The 17,127-nt window shown below is 64.3% G+C and carries 14 protein-coding genes; 5 read left to right on the top strand and 9 right to left on the bottom strand.

The features are described from left to right. Window positions 1–437 precede the first annotated feature (437 nt). From RI101_12030 to RI101_12015, 4 genes are all read right to left on the bottom strand, one after another. Window positions 438–701, bottom strand: coding sequence for a hypothetical protein (locus RI101_12030; GenBank protein MEC4890777.1), 264 nt, complete (start codon window positions 699–701; stop codon window positions 438–440). Between the two features lie 5 nt (window positions 702–706). After that, window positions 707–943 (bottom strand): hypothetical protein, encoded by a 237-nt coding sequence (locus RI101_12025; GenBank protein ID MEC4890776.1) that lies wholly within the window; start codon window positions 941–943, stop codon window positions 707–709. Between the two features lie 386 nt (window positions 944–1,329). After that, complete coding sequence (locus RI101_12020) at window positions 1,330–1,626, bottom strand: helix-turn-helix transcriptional regulator (GenBank protein ID MEC4890775.1); 297 nt, start codon at window positions 1,624–1,626, stop codon at window positions 1,330–1,332. A gap of 29 nt (window positions 1,627–1,655) precedes the next feature. Then, a complete protein-coding gene (locus RI101_12015; GenBank protein ID MEC4890774.1) occupies window positions 1,656–1,982 on the bottom strand; it encodes a type II toxin-antitoxin system RelE/ParE family toxin in 327 nt (108 codons plus the stop codon). A 330-nt stretch (window positions 1,983–2,312) separates the two neighbouring features. On the opposite strand from RI101_12015, the gene RI101_12010 reads away from it, so the two are divergent. Continuing rightward, entirely contained in the window at window positions 2,313–3,407 is a 1,095-nt protein-coding gene (locus tag RI101_12010; GenBank protein MEC4890773.1) for a serine hydrolase domain-containing protein, read from the top strand. A 341-nt stretch (window positions 3,408–3,748) separates the two neighbouring features. On the opposite strand, the gene RI101_12005 is transcribed toward RI101_12010, so the two are convergent. Then, the gene (locus tag RI101_12005; GenBank protein MEC4890772.1) at window positions 3,749–3,886 is read right to left on the bottom strand and encodes a hypothetical protein; all 138 of its coding nucleotides are present in this window, start codon (window positions 3,884–3,886) and stop codon (window positions 3,749–3,751) included. Here RI101_12005 and RI101_12000 point away from each other — a divergent pair. From RI101_12000 to RI101_11990, 3 genes are all read left to right on the top strand, one after another. Next, on the top strand, window positions 3,885–4,655 hold the full coding sequence (locus RI101_12000; protein MEC4890771.1) for a lytic transglycosylase domain-containing protein: 771 nt from the start codon (window positions 3,885–3,887) through the stop codon (window positions 4,653–4,655). The two genes, RI101_12005 and RI101_12000, sit on opposite strands and share 2 nt — an antisense overlap. Window positions 4,656–4,743: 88 nt before the next feature. Then, window positions 4,744–6,930 carry a hypothetical protein gene (locus RI101_11995; GenBank protein MEC4890770.1) on the top strand — a complete coding sequence of 729 codons (2,187 nt, stop codon included), beginning with the start codon at window positions 4,744–4,746 and terminating at the stop codon, window positions 6,928–6,930. A gap of 33 nt (window positions 6,931–6,963) precedes the next feature. Then, window positions 6,964–7,878: an AEC family transporter gene (locus RI101_11990; protein MEC4890769.1), complete on the top strand. Its 915-nt coding sequence runs from the start codon at window positions 6,964–6,966 to the stop codon at window positions 7,876–7,878. A gap of 17 nt (window positions 7,879–7,895) precedes the next feature. On the opposite strand, the gene RI101_11985 is transcribed toward RI101_11990, so the two are convergent. Together RI101_11985 and RI101_11980 are read right to left on the bottom strand one after the other, a co-directional pair. Beyond that, window positions 7,896–8,189, bottom strand: coding sequence for a hypothetical protein (locus RI101_11985; GenBank protein MEC4890768.1), 294 nt, complete (start codon window positions 8,187–8,189; stop codon window positions 7,896–7,898). Further along, window positions 8,107–8,397, bottom strand: a complete 291-nt coding sequence (locus tag RI101_11980; protein MEC4890767.1) for a BrnT family toxin — start codon at window positions 8,395–8,397, stop codon at window positions 8,107–8,109. The genes RI101_11985 and RI101_11980 overlap by 83 nt, the downstream gene beginning before the upstream one ends. A 307-nt stretch (window positions 8,398–8,704) precedes the next feature. Between RI101_11980 and RI101_11975 the strand changes: the two genes are divergently transcribed. Then, window positions 8,705–10,420, top strand: coding sequence for a multicopper oxidase domain-containing protein (locus RI101_11975; GenBank protein ID MEC4890766.1), 1,716 nt, complete (start codon window positions 8,705–8,707; stop codon window positions 10,418–10,420). Window positions 10,421–10,624: 204 nt separating this feature from the next. Here the strand turns inward: RI101_11975 and RI101_11970 are convergent, their stop codons facing one another. Then, the gene (locus tag RI101_11970; GenBank protein ID MEC4890765.1) at window positions 10,625–13,825 is read right to left on the bottom strand and encodes a hypothetical protein; all 3,201 of its coding nucleotides are present in this window, start codon (window positions 13,823–13,825) and stop codon (window positions 10,625–10,627) included. Between the two features lie 18 nt (window positions 13,826–13,843). Beyond that, on the bottom strand, window positions 13,844–17,125 hold the full coding sequence (locus RI101_11965; protein ID MEC4890764.1) for a hypothetical protein: 3,282 nt from the start codon (window positions 17,123–17,125) through the stop codon (window positions 13,844–13,846). Window positions 17,126–17,127: the final 2 nt, after the last annotated feature.

Raw genomic sequence — 17,127 nt, 5'->3', positions numbered from 1 at the left:
CTTCAAGCTTGCTCATTCTCGTAACAAGTGCGGCCTGGGCGCTCCTCGAATGCGCGCGGCAGACAGACCTTCCAATGCTCCCTCCAAGTTCGCTCGCGTCTCTCCTAGAAATGGCCTGAATTCATCCCCCGCTGTGCACGCAGCATAACCCTCGTTCACCTTTCCCCACTTCACCATAAGGGGAGCTGCCAGCCGGTCCTTCACTGCGCGCATTGAGGGAGCACAGGCCGATCGTGCGGCCTCAGCGAGCAAGAAGGACCGACTGGCTGCTCACGGCCCTCGCGTTCCGCGAGCAACGGGATTCTTTTCTTTCACTCCGGTCTTGAATCCGATGCGGCGGGATTTGGCAGACGGCGGCTCTATGAGCTGGCGGAGAGCCATCGCCTTAGAGGAACGGGCGCGCTGCAAGTTACAGCAACACACCCGCTGCGGCTTGGTTATCGGGCGACGATGTTGATTTGAGCGGAATAGCCGAGTTGGGAGAGGAGCTGCTCACAGTCTTCCCAGGCCAGTCCAAATGTGCGGACATCCGCGGCGCCAATTCTGGCCACGGCATCCCGAATGGTCGTCAGATGGGCCGGGTCGAAGTCGTCACTCATCAGCGCCGATTCCGCCCAGTCCACAAGAGCGGACAAGGACAGATCATGATGGAGATAGGCGCCAAGCTTTTCTGCAACCGATTCACAGGTGACAAGCGGCATATCGGCTAGACCTTTCGATGGCCTAAGTCTACCGGATATTTGTGATGCACCTCAATCATTTCTCCAATCTCGTTGTAGACCTCTTGATAGAAACGGAGCGTCACTTCGTTGGCATCGACCTCTTTGACGTATCGAACTTTCCAGCCTGATCGGCTTGCGACATTGATCCAATATCGTCTTTCTCCACGAGGCAAGTCTTCCCACTGCTCGAACTTCCGTTCGTTTTGTTGCCTGGTGCTCACAGGGAGCAATCCTCTTCAATGTCGCAGCTTCTGTCAAGGCCGTACGCAATACCATCTTCCTTCAGGATTCCCCGCATTGCCATAAGGGAAACGGCCAGATGGGCCTTCACTGCGCGCATTGAGGGAGCACAGGCCGATCGTGCGGCCTCAGCGAGCAAGAAGGACCGACTGGCTGCTCACGGCCCTCGCGTTCCACGAGCAAGAGGACGACCAGGCTGCCCCTCACCCTCCCTGCTAAAGACGCGCGATGATGCCAGCCTGTTGATACTCGGTGCTGGGCAACTTGATTGCAAATGACGTCATGGCCTGCGGGCAACGCTATGCGTGCGGTAGGGAGCGGATCACTCTTGGATAAGCTTGTGATGGTTCTGAGGGATCGTTCAGGCCTATGCCGCAGTGCGAACTTTCACGGTGAGACGCACCTGCGCACCAAGCCTGGCCAGGATATCGATTAACGCATCCGTACTGAATAAATCGATGCGCCCACGAAGGAGCGCGCTCACACGGGGCTGGGTCACGCCCAGTATTTTGGCTGCGGCTTTCTGTTTGAGACCGCGTGACGCGATGATTTTCTGGACCTGAATCATCAGATCAGACCGGACCAGCAAATGTTCGGCCTCTTCGCGGCCAAACCCAAGGTCACGAAAGACATTTCCGCTGGACGGCGTGATTTTCACCTTCATAGGCAGCTCCTCATTGGTCCTGTTCGCATTCAGCGTTGTGCCACAAGCGCCTGATAGCGTTGCCTGGCGAGATCAATATCGCGTTGCGCTGTTTTCCTTGTCCGCTTTTCAAAGGCATGCAGGACGTAGATCGCTTCCGCAAACTTGGCCACATAACAGACTCGATGTTCGACTGCCGTATGAATTCTCATCTCGCAGACGCCGACACCGATCGTCGGCATCGTTTTCCAATCCATCGGGTCCAGGCCCTTCTGGACCTGACGAAGCTGAAACCCAGCCAGGCGCCTGGCATCTGACGGGAAGGCCTGAAGATCCCGCCGGGATGACCCCAGCCACAGGATCCCCTTCTCACTCATGTTTCAAATATGCAAGTTTCAGTATATTCCTGTCAAGAATAGGAGCCCGCAGTCGATGACATGGACACGAGATGCACGGAAACCCAGCGCGAGCGGCCAATTGGGCCTTCACGTGCGCGCATTGAGGGAGCACATGCCCATCGTGCGGCCTCAGCGAGCAAGAAGGACCGGCTGGCTGCGCCATCCCCATCTCCGGCTCACAGGCTGTTATTCCCGTTCGTGCGCCTGCTACAATCCGTTTCCTGCCGCCTCCCTTCCTCTCAGGAACAGCGCGCCAGGCTTGGCTTTATAGCAGGTCAACCGTTCTTCGGGTTCCGCGTTATTGTCCCCATGCAACACTCTACGATCCTGACCATCTGCCTCTCGTTTGCCATCAGTCTCCTGGCCGGCTGCGGCAGCAGCGGATCGGAGGCCCCTCCCGCACCAGGCCCAGTCACCGGGCCCTCCTGTTCGGTCGCGCAGCTTGAAGGGGCGATGGATAGCACGCTGGCCCAGACCACGTCGGACGTGGACTTCTCCTTTTCGGTGGAACGGCAGGATGGCCGCCGCTACAGCTACAACCGGGGCGGCTCCACGCTGCTCACCTCCTATGAATCGGCCTCAACATCGAAATTGGTCTCAGCAGTCATCATTCTGCGGCTGGTGGAGCAGGGGTATTTGAATCTGTCGGACCGGCCGCAGGATCGTATCCCCGCCTGGCCTATCGGCAGCGGCAACAGTCTCTACGGCATGACACTGGCGCAATTATTGAGCTTCACCTCCGGCCTGACGACCGAGCCGCCTTGCCAGAACTTCGGAGGATCGAATTTTGAGACCTGCGTGATCAACATCGCCAACACCAACATCGCAAACGGCCTGACACCCGGACAACAGTTCTATTACGCCAGCACCCATCTGCAAGTGGCAGGACTCATGGCCATCAAGGCGCGAGGCGTCGCGACCTGGCAGGATGTCTTCACGGAATTCACAACGCAAACTGGCCTCTTCCCCAACTCGACCTATGACCTGCCCTCTGCCACCAATCCCCGCCTGGCCGGCGGCATGCACTGGACCGGCGAGGACTATATGGCTTTTCTGAAGGCGCTGAAAAACGGTGCGCTGCTGAACAGTACATCGATGGGGCAGCTGCTGGCGGATCACACCGCCGCCGCCACGATGACCTATTCACCGGCCCTGGTCGGGCTGGGCGAAGACTGGCACTATGGATTCGGCCTCTGGCAGGAATGTCAGAGCGCCACGTTTAACTGCACGGCCGGCACCAGAGTCTCCAGCCCCGGCGCCTACGGAGCCTATCCGTTCTGGGATCGCAGCAACGGCTATTTCGGCATCGTCGCCCGCCAGGGCGCGCTCGGAACCTTTCCCAACGGCATCGCCATCGAACGAGCCGTCCGGCCCAACGTCGAACAGTGGCTGGCCTGTCCCTAGCCCCATCCTTATATAACTCCCCTCTCCACACTTACCCTCTCCTTCCCCTCAGGGGTGGACTGGTGGAGTCCCCCACTGCGCACGTGGAATGAGCACCACCCACAGCACTCGCTCGCCTGCTCCCTCTCCTCCCGATTGCGAAATCACTCATCTATGTATGCGGGTGGCACGGCGAACTGGCGCCTTTCTCACCCGCCCACCCCTGCCGCGCCAAGACGCGGCTTTCACCGAGCGCCTGCAACGGAAGGGACCCACTGGGGGATGGGTGGAGTGAGCACGGTGAGGCTGTTCGCCGTGACAGGACCCGCATAAGCATCTCCTCCCCCTCGCAATCGGTTATATTATTCCCCCATGTCCTCCCGTCCCAATCGCCGCACCCGCCCCTCTCCGCGCCGCCGCAGGCGGCGCGGACGGCGGAGACCCTTCACCGCCACTTGGCGGTTTCTGCTCAGACGCTGGAAGAATGTGCGCCGCGTCATGAAGGCGGTGCTCCGCTCACCGCCGACGCTGCGCGCCATCCTCATCGTCTCAGGCCTGCTGCTGCTCTGGCTGGGCGCGAACTGGGCCTATCACGCGTTCAACAAGCCGACGGAAGTCCTCTTTCCCCTGGACCACGCGTTGAACAAAACTCCGGCGGATACCTGGAAGGAATACGGCCCGCTCTTCCGCGAGCATGCGACCGCCGTCATCACGCCGGAGCTGCTGGCGGCGCTGGCGCAGACGGAGGGCGCGGGCAATCCGGTGGCGCGCACCTACTGGCGCTGGCACCTCTCATGGAATCCCTTTGAGTGGTATCAGCCGGCGTCGAGCGCGGTGGGCATGTACCAGATCACCGACGGGACCTTTGAACAGGCCCGGCGCTACTGCATCCATGACCATGCGGTGGTGGAAGACGGCCCCTGGCACGACCTGAACGCCTGCTGGTTCAACCGCTTCTACTCGCGGGTGGTTCCGAGCCATGCCATCGAGCTGACGGCGGCGCAGCTGGATCGCGCGGTCGCCCGCGCGCTCGGGCACCGGCAGAGCGGCACGGCGACGCTGCGGCAGAAACAGGATCTGGCGGCGCTCATTCACCTCTGCGGCGCGGGCGCGGGCCAGGACTACGCCAGGCGCGGGTTGCGGCTCACGCCCCATCAGCGCTGCGGCGACCACGACGTGCAGACCTACCTGACCAGAATCGCGCTGCTCAAAAGCCAGTTTGCCACGCTGGCGGCAGGAGGGCCGAAGACGTTCCGGCAGCGGCGATGATCCCGCGGCGCGCCTTGACTCGGCCCGCCCCTCTCACTAAGATCGCGTCACAATTTTCGCTTGTTTCAACCCTAAGGAAATCTGCGCAATGGGCACCTCGGCCGCACAATCGTTCCCCCGCCACTACATCATCGTCGTGCATGGCATCGGCGAGCAGCGCCACAACGAGACGACGGTGGAGGTGGTGCACCGCTTCGCCGAAGCCCGGTCCCATACCGGCGGGCCCGTGCCCTTGGCCGGGCTGATGCCAGCCGATCTCTCCTCGCAATCCATTCGCCGCCCCGGCGGCGGGCACGGCTGGTCGGAATTCCGCGGGATTCCCGTCGATCCGCAGGGCGACACCGGCCGGTTCGACGGCACGCGCGCGGCCCGCACGGCCGGCCGCAACTTCCGCTTCGTCGATCTGCGCTGGGCGGATATTCTCCAGGACCATGCGGCCGCCTTCAGCTCGCCGCCGGAGCAGTGGGCCAGCGCGCGCGTCCAACGCCTGTCGGAACCCTTTACGCCGGCGGGCTGGATGCCGAACTGGGCCATGCCGCTGCTGCGGGAAGTCGATGCCTCCGTCGTGCCGGCCAAGACGCTCATGAAACGGGTCTCCCCGGAGCTGGAAGATCTCGTTTTCAATCGTGTGATCGGCGATATCCATCTCTACGGCGACTACGCCCGCACGAGAGGCCAGGCCGTCCGGCGTTTTCATTGGGTGCTGGACGAAATCTTTCTGCGCGACTATGCGCAGTGGTGCCGCTTCGAACGCACAACGGCGGATGAACCCTATGTCCCGCCGGTCTTCACAATTCTGGCGCACAGCCTGGGAACCGTGATGAGCTTCGATGCGCTGGTCTATGCGTTTGCGAAAGCCGAAATCCGCAGCGGCGGCGAGCGCCATCCGGCCAGCTCCATCCCCTTCCCCGGCTATACGGAGCGCTGTTCGTGTGAAGAACGCGATGAAGAAACTTCCTGGCAGAGCTTGATCCGCGACATTCGCGAGGCGCCACGGCGACAGGGCCTTCCCGATGGAGCGCAGGACTGGCACGCGCTGACGGCGCGGTTCCCCGACCTTCCCGCCAGCCCGCCCGAGAATCCGCCGCTGCTCTGGCGCAACCATGTCAAACACTTTATCTCGCTGGGCTCCCCGATCGACAAGTATCATGTGCTCTGGCACCACAACTACCGCCATATGGGGCTTCCGCACCGCCACGGCGTCGAGCCGGAGTGGGCCGAGGGCTGGCTGGACGACGCGGCGCTGGCGGCACAGGACCGGCAGATCCTGCACTACAACCTGTGCGACGAGCAGGACCCGGTCGGCCATCACCTCGATGTCGCGTCCGCCACCGCCAACTACCGCAAGGTCTTCCGCTACGAACGGAACCAGGTGGCCTTTCGCGATGTCGTGTTCCGGCGCTATCCCGTGCCCGGGGCCGCGCATGTCCAATATTGGAAAGACCACGACCTCTTCAACAACCTGGTGAAGGAAGTCATTGATGACGGCCCCAAAGGCACGTTTGTCGATCCCGACTTCATTCAACAACCGGGGGCCTACAAAACAGCCCTGGTATGGGCCTATTTTCGCGTTCCCCTCATCGCCGCAGTGCTCACCGGCGGGCTCCTGAGTTATGGCTGGATCAGCCTGGCCACCAAAGACTTTTCCATGAGCTACGCCGCCGCCATCGCCGGAGCCCTGCTCCTCTGGGTGGTCCCCAATCTTCGCCAGGGCTATGCCAAGGAATTGAGGCCGTCGGGAGAACGCAATACACAGGCCGCCGCCTCGACGTGGCACGAACGTTGGCGTCCGAAGGCCGGCCTCCTCGCGAACCTCGTGCGCGGCATGGTGGCCTGGCGCCGCATTCTGATCTGGCTGAACGAGCGGCGAGACTATCGCGTCGAACAGAACTGGAAAACGTTCCGCCTCTCCACACGTGTCGTACAGCGCGATCACGCCACGTACGATAGGGCCTCGGCGCAGGAGGCGGGCCAACGCTTGTCCCTCAAGACCGAAGGCGGATTCTGGCGAACGGTCTGGTGGCGCGTCGGCGGCGGGCTGTTCACCTTCGCCCTCTCGGCGGGGCTGGCCTGCACCGGCCATCATCTTCTCGGTGGAGCGGAGCCCTCGGCGGAATCCGGCTGGAGCCTCGGCGAGCTATTGGAAGTCGGCGGCTGGGCCGGCATGACCATCTCGGCCTGTTATCTCGCCACGATGGCCTACGTGATCTCCTGTTTCTATTATATGAAACATCTCACGCCGCTCGATCATACGGAGCGGGCCGCGCCGCGATAGGCTCCACCACCCCTTTCTGCTACGCTCCCCTCCATGCCCATCGCCCTGCACGCCTTCCTGATGCTCTTCGTCGCCGGGGCGGCGCTGCGCCTGTGCGGCCTGCTCGGCAAGCCGCACGCGGAGCGGCTGGGCAGCTTCGTCTTTTCCGTCACGCTGCCGGCCACGATTCTCGTCTCGCTGGATCGCGTGGCCTTCGCGGCGACGGCCTGGAAGCTGCCGCTGGCCGCCTGCCTCGTGACGCTCCCGCTGGTGCTCGCCTCCTGGCCCCTCGCCCGCCGGCTGCAGCTCGCCCGCCCGGCACAAGGCGGATTCCTGCTCGCCATCGGCTGCATCAATTCCATCTACTTCGCCTATCCCGTGACGCTGGCCACGTTCGGACAGGACGGCCTCGCGCAGGCGATTCTCTTCGACCTCGGCCAAACCACCTTCACCCTCACGGCGCTCTATACGATGGCTCTCTGGCATGGCACCGCCGCCCCGTCGGCGCGCGCCTCGCTGACGCGCCTGCTCTCCTCGCCCCCGCTTTGGGCCTTGGCGGTCAGCCTGGCCCTGAAGGCCGCCGGACTCCATCTGCCCTCCTGGCTCCATGAGCTGTTGACGCCGGTGCATCTCGCGACCACCCCGCTGGCGAGCCTTGTCCTCGGCCTCTCGATCAGCCTGGAGGCGGTGCGGCGGACCTGGCCGCTGGCCTGCCTGGGCGTGGCCATGCGCATGGCCGGCGGGCTGCTGCTGGGGTTCGCCGCCACGTGGCTGCTGGATCTCACGGGCCTGGAACGGGCGGTGGTGATCCTGATCGCCGGAATGCCCTCGGCGGTGATGGCAGTCATCTTTGCGGGAGAAACCGGGCTGGATGAAGATTTGGTCGCCTCGATCGTGGCGCTCTCGATCTGTCTCGGCGTGGCGCTGCTGCCCTGGCTCCCCTACCTGGCCGCCGCGCTCCTGCCATAGATTCACGCCCCGGCGGCTTACGAGACGCGGGACACCGAACGCTCCAAGATTTCGTGGATGAGGGTCTGATAGGGCTTGCGCTGGCGGGCCGCCATTTTCCGCAGCTGATTGACCAGCCAGGGCGAGAGCCGCAGGGCGATGAGCTGCTGCGCCATCTTCCCGGACGGCCGCCCCACCTGGCGCGAGCGCCGGAACTCCTCTTCGGTGGATTCCGGAATATCCGAGAAATCAGGGCGCGAAGCGGAGGTAGGCTCGGCCTTCCCGCTCGCTCGCGTGCCGCGCGCTGATGATCCGAACCGTTTCCTGATCATGTTCTGTTCTCCTGATCGTATACAAGACGAGCACGAGCCATTTGTTGGCCGTGAGGCCCAGCCGCTTGAACCGGCGTTCACGGGACTCCTCCGACAGCTCGTCCCAGTCGAGCCCGTTGGCATCGCAAAAGGCAGTGGCCGCCTCCTCGAACGGGACGCCGTGCTTCTCGACGTTGGCTTTGGCCTGCGAAAGATCCCAGGTAAACACGCGTCTGTAGATACAGGAATTCCGTGGTCGTTACAATCGGCCTCGCAGGTTGAGACAGGCCTGGGGATCGAGGCACAAGCCGGCCATTCCCGGGCCTCCTCCTCTAGTCCTGACTCCGATGCGGCGGAGTGCAGCCCCCTACTTGACCGATATCAGCCCAGAGTGCTATTGATAATAATTATCAGGATCATTGCGAGGATCCTCTCCGCGTAAACATTCAGAGGCCAGAGAACTGTCGTTCCAGAGCCCAAGGCGCCTGACGGTGTCTTGGGCTTTTTATTTATGCCTGCAACCAGGAGGTCTATCCATGCTGACCCGGCGAAAACTCCTCACCTCTGCGGCCGTCATCGGCGCCGGACTGGCGCTCGACGGCGGCGCCGCGCCACGGCTGTTCGCCGCATCCGCGAAACCCCGGCTCAACGCGGCGAAGCTCGCGAAGTTCGTCGATCCTCTGCCGATTCCATCCGTGCTGACGCCCGACACGACGCTGTACCCCGGCACCGACTACTACACGATCTCCATGACGCAGTTTCGCCACTCGCTGCACCGCGATCTCCCGCCAACCCCCCTGTGGGGCTACAACGGACAGTACCCGGGCCCCACGATCGAGGCCCGTTCCACGCTGCCCCACAATACGGCCGCGCCGGGCAAGCCGGTCAAAATCCTCTATACCAGCGCCCTGCCCTCCAAACACCTACTGCCGGTCGATACCACACTGCACTGCGGACCCGGCACGTCGGCCTGCTCGCCGCTCGTGCGCACGGTCGTCCACCTGCACGGCGGACACGTCGGCCCTGACAGCGACGGCGATCCGGAAGCCTGGTTCACGCCTGGATTCGCGCAAAACGGACCGGCCTTCCTCCCCGCCCCATTTCTGTACCCGAACGATCAAGAGGCGGCGACACTCTGGTATCACGATCATGCGCTCGGAATTACCCGCTTGAACGTCTACGCCGGGCTGGCCGGGCTCTACGTTATTCGCGACGATCAGGAGGACCGCCTCAATCTCCCGAAAGGGCCGTATGAAATTCCGCTGCTGATCCAGGACCGGCGGTTTCATGCCGATGGCACGCTGGATTACGCCACGGGGGCCGAACCGCCGGAACCGCTGGAGCCCGCGCCGTCCATCGTGCCGGAATTCTTCGGCGACACGATTCTGGTCAATGGCAAGGTGTGGCCCTACCTTCAGGTGGAACCCAGGAAATACCGGTTCCGGATCGTGAACGGATCCAATTCACGCTTCTACGATTTGGGCTTGTCCTCGGAGCAGCCGTTTCACCAGATCGGCACGGACGGCGGGCTATTGAACGAACCGGTGACCGTCTCGCACCTGGTCGTCGGCCCCGGCGAGCGCGCCGACGTGATCCTCGATTTTTCCGGCCGCACCGGCCAGACAATCACGCTGCGCAACACCGCCCGCTCCCCATTCCCCAAAGGCGAGACGCCCGACCCATTGACGGTCGGCCAGATCATGCAATTTCGCGTCACAAAACCGCTGGCCGGTCCCGACACGAGCGCGCTGCCCGATGTCCTGCGCCCCTGGCGCCCGATCATGCCATTGACGGCGTCCGCACCGGCGCGGGCCTTGGTCTTGGTCGAGGAGACGGATCCGCTGGGACGGCTGCGGCCGCAACTGGGCACGGCGGCCAACGGGCCCTTGATGTGGGACGATCCGGTCACGGAACGGCCCGAGCTCAACTCGACGGAAATCTGGACGATCATCAACGCCACGGAAGACGCCCATCCCGTCCATCTTCACCTGGTGCAGTTTCAGATTCTCAGCCGCCAGCGATTTCAGGCGCATCAGTTCGTGCCGGGACGGCCGGAGACGCTGGCAGTGATCGGGCAACCGGCCGGCCCGGAAGCGAATGAAAGAGGATGGAAAGACACCGTGCGGGCCTACCCCGGAGAAGTGACGCGGATCATCGCCAAGTTCGATAAACCGGGCCGCTATGTGTGGCACTGCCATATCCTGGAACATGAGGACCACGAAATGATGCGGCCATTCGTCGTGGAGCCGTAATCAGTCCCGCCTTGTCAGCCCGAGAATCCGCCGCCCCGAGGGGCGGCGGATTCTCGGGCTGCCCACAGAGTGTCAACAAAGCGGTCTGTGCGTCGGATCTGGCGGCGCGAAACGGTTCGGCATAGACAGGAGCTGCCGCTGGAATCACCCTGCGGAGCTAGCCATACCTCAACCGGTGCGGCTCTCACGGCATGAAGGCCCTGCTCACAGCGGCACGCTGCCCAGCGCGGCCAATACCAGCGCGTTCAGCGTTTGGAATTCGACCCCGTCCGGGTTCACCAAGTTGCTGTCGAGGGTGGGTTCGGAATAGGTGACGCCGTCCGTCCGCCCATTCCACAAGGGCTCGATGCGCCCCAGGCCGCCGTCGCGCAGGGTTTCGCGGATGAGGTGGAACACGTCGGCCACATCCTCCAGCATCAACCGGCGGCTGTCGAACCCGTCGCCGGTAATGCCCAGGCGCGCCGCCATCAGCGTCCTGCGGAACGCGGCAATGGAAGGGGCCACTCCGTCGCTGCGCTCAAGATCGGTCCACACCAGGTCGCTGCTGCCGTCGAACGCGAGCCCGCGCCGGCGGAAGCTGGAGGATCCGACCATCGCCCACTCGTCGTCCACGATGACCACCTGCGATTCCAGGCGGCTGGGCCGCCCCGGGAACCCGACCGGGTGGAACGACACCACGTTCGCCGACGGCAGGTCCAGCACCAGGTCGAACCGGTCTTTCACCTCTTTGGCCCGGTATTGCTCGTAGCCCTTCCCGTAGTCCGGCGCCTTCGGCACACAGATCACCACCTTGAGGCCCGGATGGGTCGAGATCTGCGCCGCCAACAGGCTCTTCAAATTGCGCGAATAGGGCTGCGCCGTGCCGGCTTCGGTAAAGGAGAGCCCCGGCGTTTCGAGATAGATGAACCGGCGTGCGTTTTTGATGGCCTGTTCCAGCGCCCACTGCGCATCGCGGCGGCCGAAACAGGCCGCGCTCAGCTCACGCAGGAGTTCGCCGTACAGGCGTTCCCGCTGCGATTCGCGTCCGGGATCGTTGTCCTTGAGCGCGTTGAGCCGGTTCCTGAGCTCGGTGTTCAACCGGGCGCCGGCCGTATCCAGCGGACTGGGCAGCCCGGCCAGGTTGAGGCCATCGATCCAACTCACCACCAGGTCCACCAGGGCGTTCCAATCGCGCGGGATCGACCCGATGTTCGCCTCCACCACCGACTTGAGCAGCGCCAGCTCCGGGGTTTCGCAATAAGGCGCGATCGTCTGCAACACCGCGCCGGCCATCGTGCCGCGTGTGCCGTTGGGCGATTCGCCGAGCGTGAGCGGCGTATTGCGCACAGGCTCGTCCCAGGTGCTGTTGTTCAGTTGCTGAATCCGGTCATACAACGAGGTCGTGCGCCGGAAAGCCATGCGGGCGATGTCGTAAGCCAGCACGGCATTTTGGGTGGAGACGCCGGCATACTGCGTTTCGGGACCGCCCTGCGAACCGGGCGCGCCGAGGGTTGGCTGGGCCGAATGCATGGCGGGCCCGATCGGGCCTCCGGCCAGCACCGCCGTCCAGTTGGCGCCGCGCTTGGCGGCGGCCAGCAGATCGCGGCGCGCCATGGTGGGCAGCCGCGGCGCATCGCGCGGAGGGGTTTCCCCTCCCAGTTGCACGATGGCGTTCAAGAGCGCATTCAGATCGACGAGCGCCGGCAGCGGCGCGCTCGTCCGGCGCAGGCCCAGGACGCCGGCCCGGCACACCCCCTGTTTGGCGGCCGTCGCCACCGCATTGTCGGCCACCGCCGCAGGGCCTGCTTCGGGAGTCGTGTTCAACGGCAATTCGAGGTTCCCGAAAATCCGCTTCTTCCCGGAGCGCTCGACCACGACCATGTCAAAAATCAATTTGGGCGCCGGGGCGAAGGTGAACGGCGGTTCGAGCCCCAGCGGGTTCGCCAGGCGCAGGACACATTGTCCGTTGAAGGTTCGGCCCGCGGCTGGTGCCGCAACGCTATTGGCCAGCCCTCCGGCTCCATCCCCCCGGCTCAGCACGGCGCCGCTGCTAAACACCCGATGGTAGACCCGCACGGCGCAATCCACCGGCAGGCCGGCGAGGGTGAGCCGCACATCGGGACTGCTTCCGTCGATGACAACGGCGCGGCTGGCCGCGATCACTTGCTGTTTGAAATCGGATGGGAACGTGGCGTCGTCGGCCGGCGCGCTGGAGCCGGTCAGCGGCGGGAAGGCGGGCCAATACAGATCCGTGCCGGCCGGCAGGACGAATTTCGGATTGATCTCCGCCGCGGCCGCCAGCGATTCGGTCGCCGCTCCGTTGAACAGGCCATGCAGCCGCTGCATCACGGCATTGCCGTCCGCCAGGGTCGTGAGATCTTCATGCAACCGCACCACCGGAGCCGGTTCGAGGCGGGATCCCATGTAGCCGGCGGTAGACCGGTCCGGCGCTCCCGTGAGGTACGTGCTGGTGTCGAGCACTTTGACGGTGAAAAAGTCGTGCGTCAGCGTGGTGGAAGCGGGAAGCGCGGGCAGGGCGCACCGGTTGCCGAGCCGCCCGAACGTATCCAATCCCAGGTGGAGGTGCCGGGCCTGTTCCAGCGGAAAGGCCCCGGTTGCGCCGGTATCGGCCTGGCGGGTCAGCTCGCCTTTGAGTTCCGTATCGGAACCGGCATAGGCCGACACCGTGAAGAGCCCGATGGCCGGCGTCGCGTCGGTTTTGCCGTTCACAAAGGCTCCGCCGTACGGCGTCCCGTCCGGCTTGACCATCCGCACGGTGAACGACGCGGCGCTCAGCCCCGCAATGCCGGTGATCTGGTCCGGCGTGCTCTCTTTCACGAGGCCGGCATAAGCGCCGGCCAGGACGGTCCAGCAGGAGGCCACCATCAGGGGATGGATGATATGTCCCTGCTCGTCGAAGAAGAAGAGTTCGCCCGCGATCCCCGTGTCCTGCCCCGCATGGAGCCATCCGCCGGTGACAGCCTCGGCCACGTCACCCGACTCGATGAAGACATACTTCGGGACCGGTCTGATGGGCCGGTCGGCCGGTTTATTCGGGTAGTTGACGGGACTGGCCGCTTCCAGGCGGCGGACGTACAGCCGTCTCAGGCGCTGCAGCGCGCCGGGGAACAGTTCGAACAGCAACCCGGCGCCGTTCACGGCTGTGCCGTCGGCTTTGGTCAGCGTGACGGTCGGTTTGCGATCGGACGCATTGGTTTTGACGGCCCGGGCCGAAATCGGACAGAGCCAGGTCTCGCTGCCCGAGAGCGTCAACGAGAGGCGCGCGGCGTTGAAGGCGATGCGTCCGCCTGCGTCGGCCGCGCTGTGGCTGCACCATTTTTTGGAGATGAACGGCATGCCGATGCCCAGCGGCTGCAGGCCGGCTTCTCGAAAGGCGACTGTGGCTGCGTCAGATAGAAAAGACATAACGTGCTCTTCGCCGGTTTAGGAAAACATGATCGATGTCGACCGCCCCAACGGATCGGTGACGCGCACGATTCCGGACACAACCCCGGCCGGCAGCACCAGATCGAACGTGGTGATGCCCGTGCCGGTCGTGGTCACCACATTCTCCAGGCGCGGCGCCGCCGGTGGCGGCGAGGCGGGCGGCAGCGCATCGGCGATCCATTGCCCCACCGGTGTTTTCACGACTCCGGTGCCCGGGATGGTGTCTGTTCGAAACACGTCGATCAGCGCCTTGCCCAGCTCCACGGCATGGAACGGCAGATCGGTCCGCAGATGCAGGACCGGCAAGGCTGCCGGGCCGGTGAGGGCCAGGAGCGGCGGAACGTCCGGCGCCCAATAGGCCAGCCTGGTGGAAGAGCCGGCCGATTCGGCGGCATAGGTGCCCCGCGCCGGATCGGCCGTGCCGATGGCGGTGACCTGGTAATACAAGGGCCGCCAGGAACGCGCCGCGACGGGATCGAGGATCTTCTTGCCGTTCAACGCCGGTCCATGGAGCATCTGTGCCGTGAAGTTTTGCCACGCCGGATTGTCTTCCCGGAATGCCGGCAGCCCCTTGGCGCCCACATCCCGGGAGAGCGGCGGCTTGCGCGTCCGGTAGACCCGGTAGCCCGCGGTGGTGGCCGGACTGTTGCCCAACACCTGCACTTCGATGCCAGTCCCGTTCGCCTTGAGCGAAAGATTGGGCGCGACCGGGCGATTGAGCCGGGGCACGGCAAAAAACACCGGAGCGGACTTGTCCGATTCGATGTTGGACCGATTGACGGACGAAACGCGGAACACCGTCAGCCCTTCGGCACTGCCGGCCAGTTCCAGCTCCACAAATGTCGCGGGCAGCAATTCCCGGTTGTAGCGGGTGAAGGCTTTCGCGCAGAGCTGGGCATACTCCGGCTGCAGGAGCAACCCCCGCAGCTGCGTGGCCCGCGCCACATGCGAGTCGCTCAAGGGCAGGAGCCACCGGCTTTGATCGCCGGGGAATCTGGTCTTAAGCACCTCGCCGAGCGCAAACCGCAGCGCCGTTTCGCTGGCTTCCCACACGATGTACCCGAGTGCATTGGCGGCCGAGGGCCAGCTCAGGCGCCCACGCGCTTTCTTCGTCGCGTCCGGCAGGGCCGTCCACTGCACATCAGCCGGAAGGTTCACGACCGCGGGCTTGCGGGGGTCCGGCAGTTCCGTGGTGGCGGGCGGCGACCAAGGCGAGTACTCCGTGACCGGCTGGCGCAATCGCTCCAGCCCTCGCACATAGGCGGCATAGCCCACGGCATGCGGATCACCGGAGGGGAAGACTGCCGTGACCACGGGAATCTCCAGCCGGTATTGGACAAGGCCGGGCAGGGGCGGCAGAGACGCCCCATCCGGCGGCACATCGGCCAAACGGTAGACGCTGCCCAAGTCCGTGCCGGTCGGGTTCCCGTTCATGTCGAACGTGACGGTGACCAAGGGATGCGCGGCGTTGGACGAATGCACCGAGAACCCCGCTGGCGCCGCAGCCGGGGGCGTGGTGCGAGCGGGGTAAAATTGTCCGGCGAACTGGATCTGAGCGGCGCGGCGGTCGCTCCACTCCCAGGAAAATTCGATTTCCAATCGGCAGTCCACCGCAGCCGGCGTCGGAGGAGGAAACACGTTCGGATCCGGCAAGGCCAGCTTCACCGTGTTGATGATCGGGCGCTGCGAAGGAAGGGCCTCACTCGCATGCACGACGTCCCGGAACGCCGACCAGCGCCCGAGCACATCGATCCCGGCGACGAAGTACCGCACGGGAATCGTGCCGTACGGCGGCAGCGGCGTTTCGGCGTCCACATAATTGAACCGGCCCGTGTCTTCGCCCGGCAGCTCGTTCTGCGGCGCACGGGTGAGATAGGGCTGGTAGCTTTTTTCGGAGAAGAAGTTTTCGGTATTGAGCCATTCGGCCGGCCCGGTTTGCCGGCTCGCGACCAGGCCCCAGGCTTCCGGCAGCTCCGGTTGCTGCCAGGACACTTTAACGGCTTCGGACGCCTGCCCGTCGCGGCTCTCCGGCCGGTTCTTCCGCAAGGTGCGCTCGCGCAGGTCGGCGGGGACCGCCGGCGCGGGCAACCCTTCGGAAAGCGCGGCGAAGATATGCCGGTCCGAAACACTGTCGAAGAGTTCCGGAAGCTTGATCGGCCGGCCAGGCCGCAGCACATACTCCGCTTCAACTTTATAATCGTACGCCAGAGGAACGGCGGCCAGGGTGGGCTGATCGACCATCCGGGCGAAATCGTACGTGCCGTAGCCCAGCGCCAGCGAACCGAAGCTGTCGCTGCTGACCTGCAAGAGCGTGCTCGCCACGACGGGGAACCGCGCGGTTCCGGACGTCGAGGGCGCCACGCCGGTTTGATGAATACCCGAGACCGTGCGCTCGGCGATATAGGCCGGTTGCCGGTCGGCGGGATTCCAGGAACTGTCGTCGGAGATTTCCAGGCACTTCTGAATATCGACCAGCAGGCTTCCCGGATCCGTGGTCAGGTACTGCACATATTTATCCGGCCGGGGGGCTTGCCAATCCGGCGTGGCCAGCGGAGCCGCGCCAAGGTCCGGCACCGGCGGCTTGAGATAATAGCCGAGCAACAGCCGTTGGAACGCCGCCAGATCCGGCCTGGTCGGCGACGACGCAAATCCCTGCAGCGCGCTGCTGTACGCGGTCGTGACACCGGGGGGGAACGGCAGTCCGACGATCTGCACCAACTGCCAGTCGTTCGCATTCACGACGCGGTCGGTGGGCGTGCCCAACACGTAATTGACCGTGCCCGCACCGGCGCAACGCAGCGACGCCATAAACGGCGACCGGAACCTGGCCGTGCCGCTGGCTGTCAGCACCTGCCGGGCTCCCGGCAATGCCTGTCCATTGCGATCACGGGGCTCCAGCGTCAGGCTCTGGCCGGCGGCGAGCGTCACCCCCACTTCCAGCACATACATCTCGGTTGGAAAGGGCACATTGGCTTCGCCGGACACCGCGAGGGGGGAGGTGACCAGTTTATCCATGCTGTACTTCCGGACACGGCGATAGAGCCGGAACGGCTGCCGGGGAAATCCGAACTCGGGCAGCATGGTCCAGCGCAGCCCTACCGGCAGCGCGGAAAAGTCCGGCGTGTAATTGGGCGTCACCGGCTCGCCCGTCTGAAACTTTTTGAGCGCCTCCTGCGCGGCGTTGACAAACTCGGCGGTCTCGACCGGCTTGCCTTCCGGCCCCAAGGGCCAAGGCAGCGGTTCGGCAAACAGCCTGAATTGCGGCGTGACAGTGGACATGG

It is taken from the genome of Nitrospira sp., from assembly GCA_035968315.1.
In the GTDB taxonomy this organism is placed as follows: domain Bacteria; phylum Nitrospirota; class Nitrospiria; order Nitrospirales; family Nitrospiraceae; genus Nitrospira_D.
Note: the sequence above shows the minus strand (reverse complement) of the source record. Positions and strands in the feature narration are given on the sequence as shown.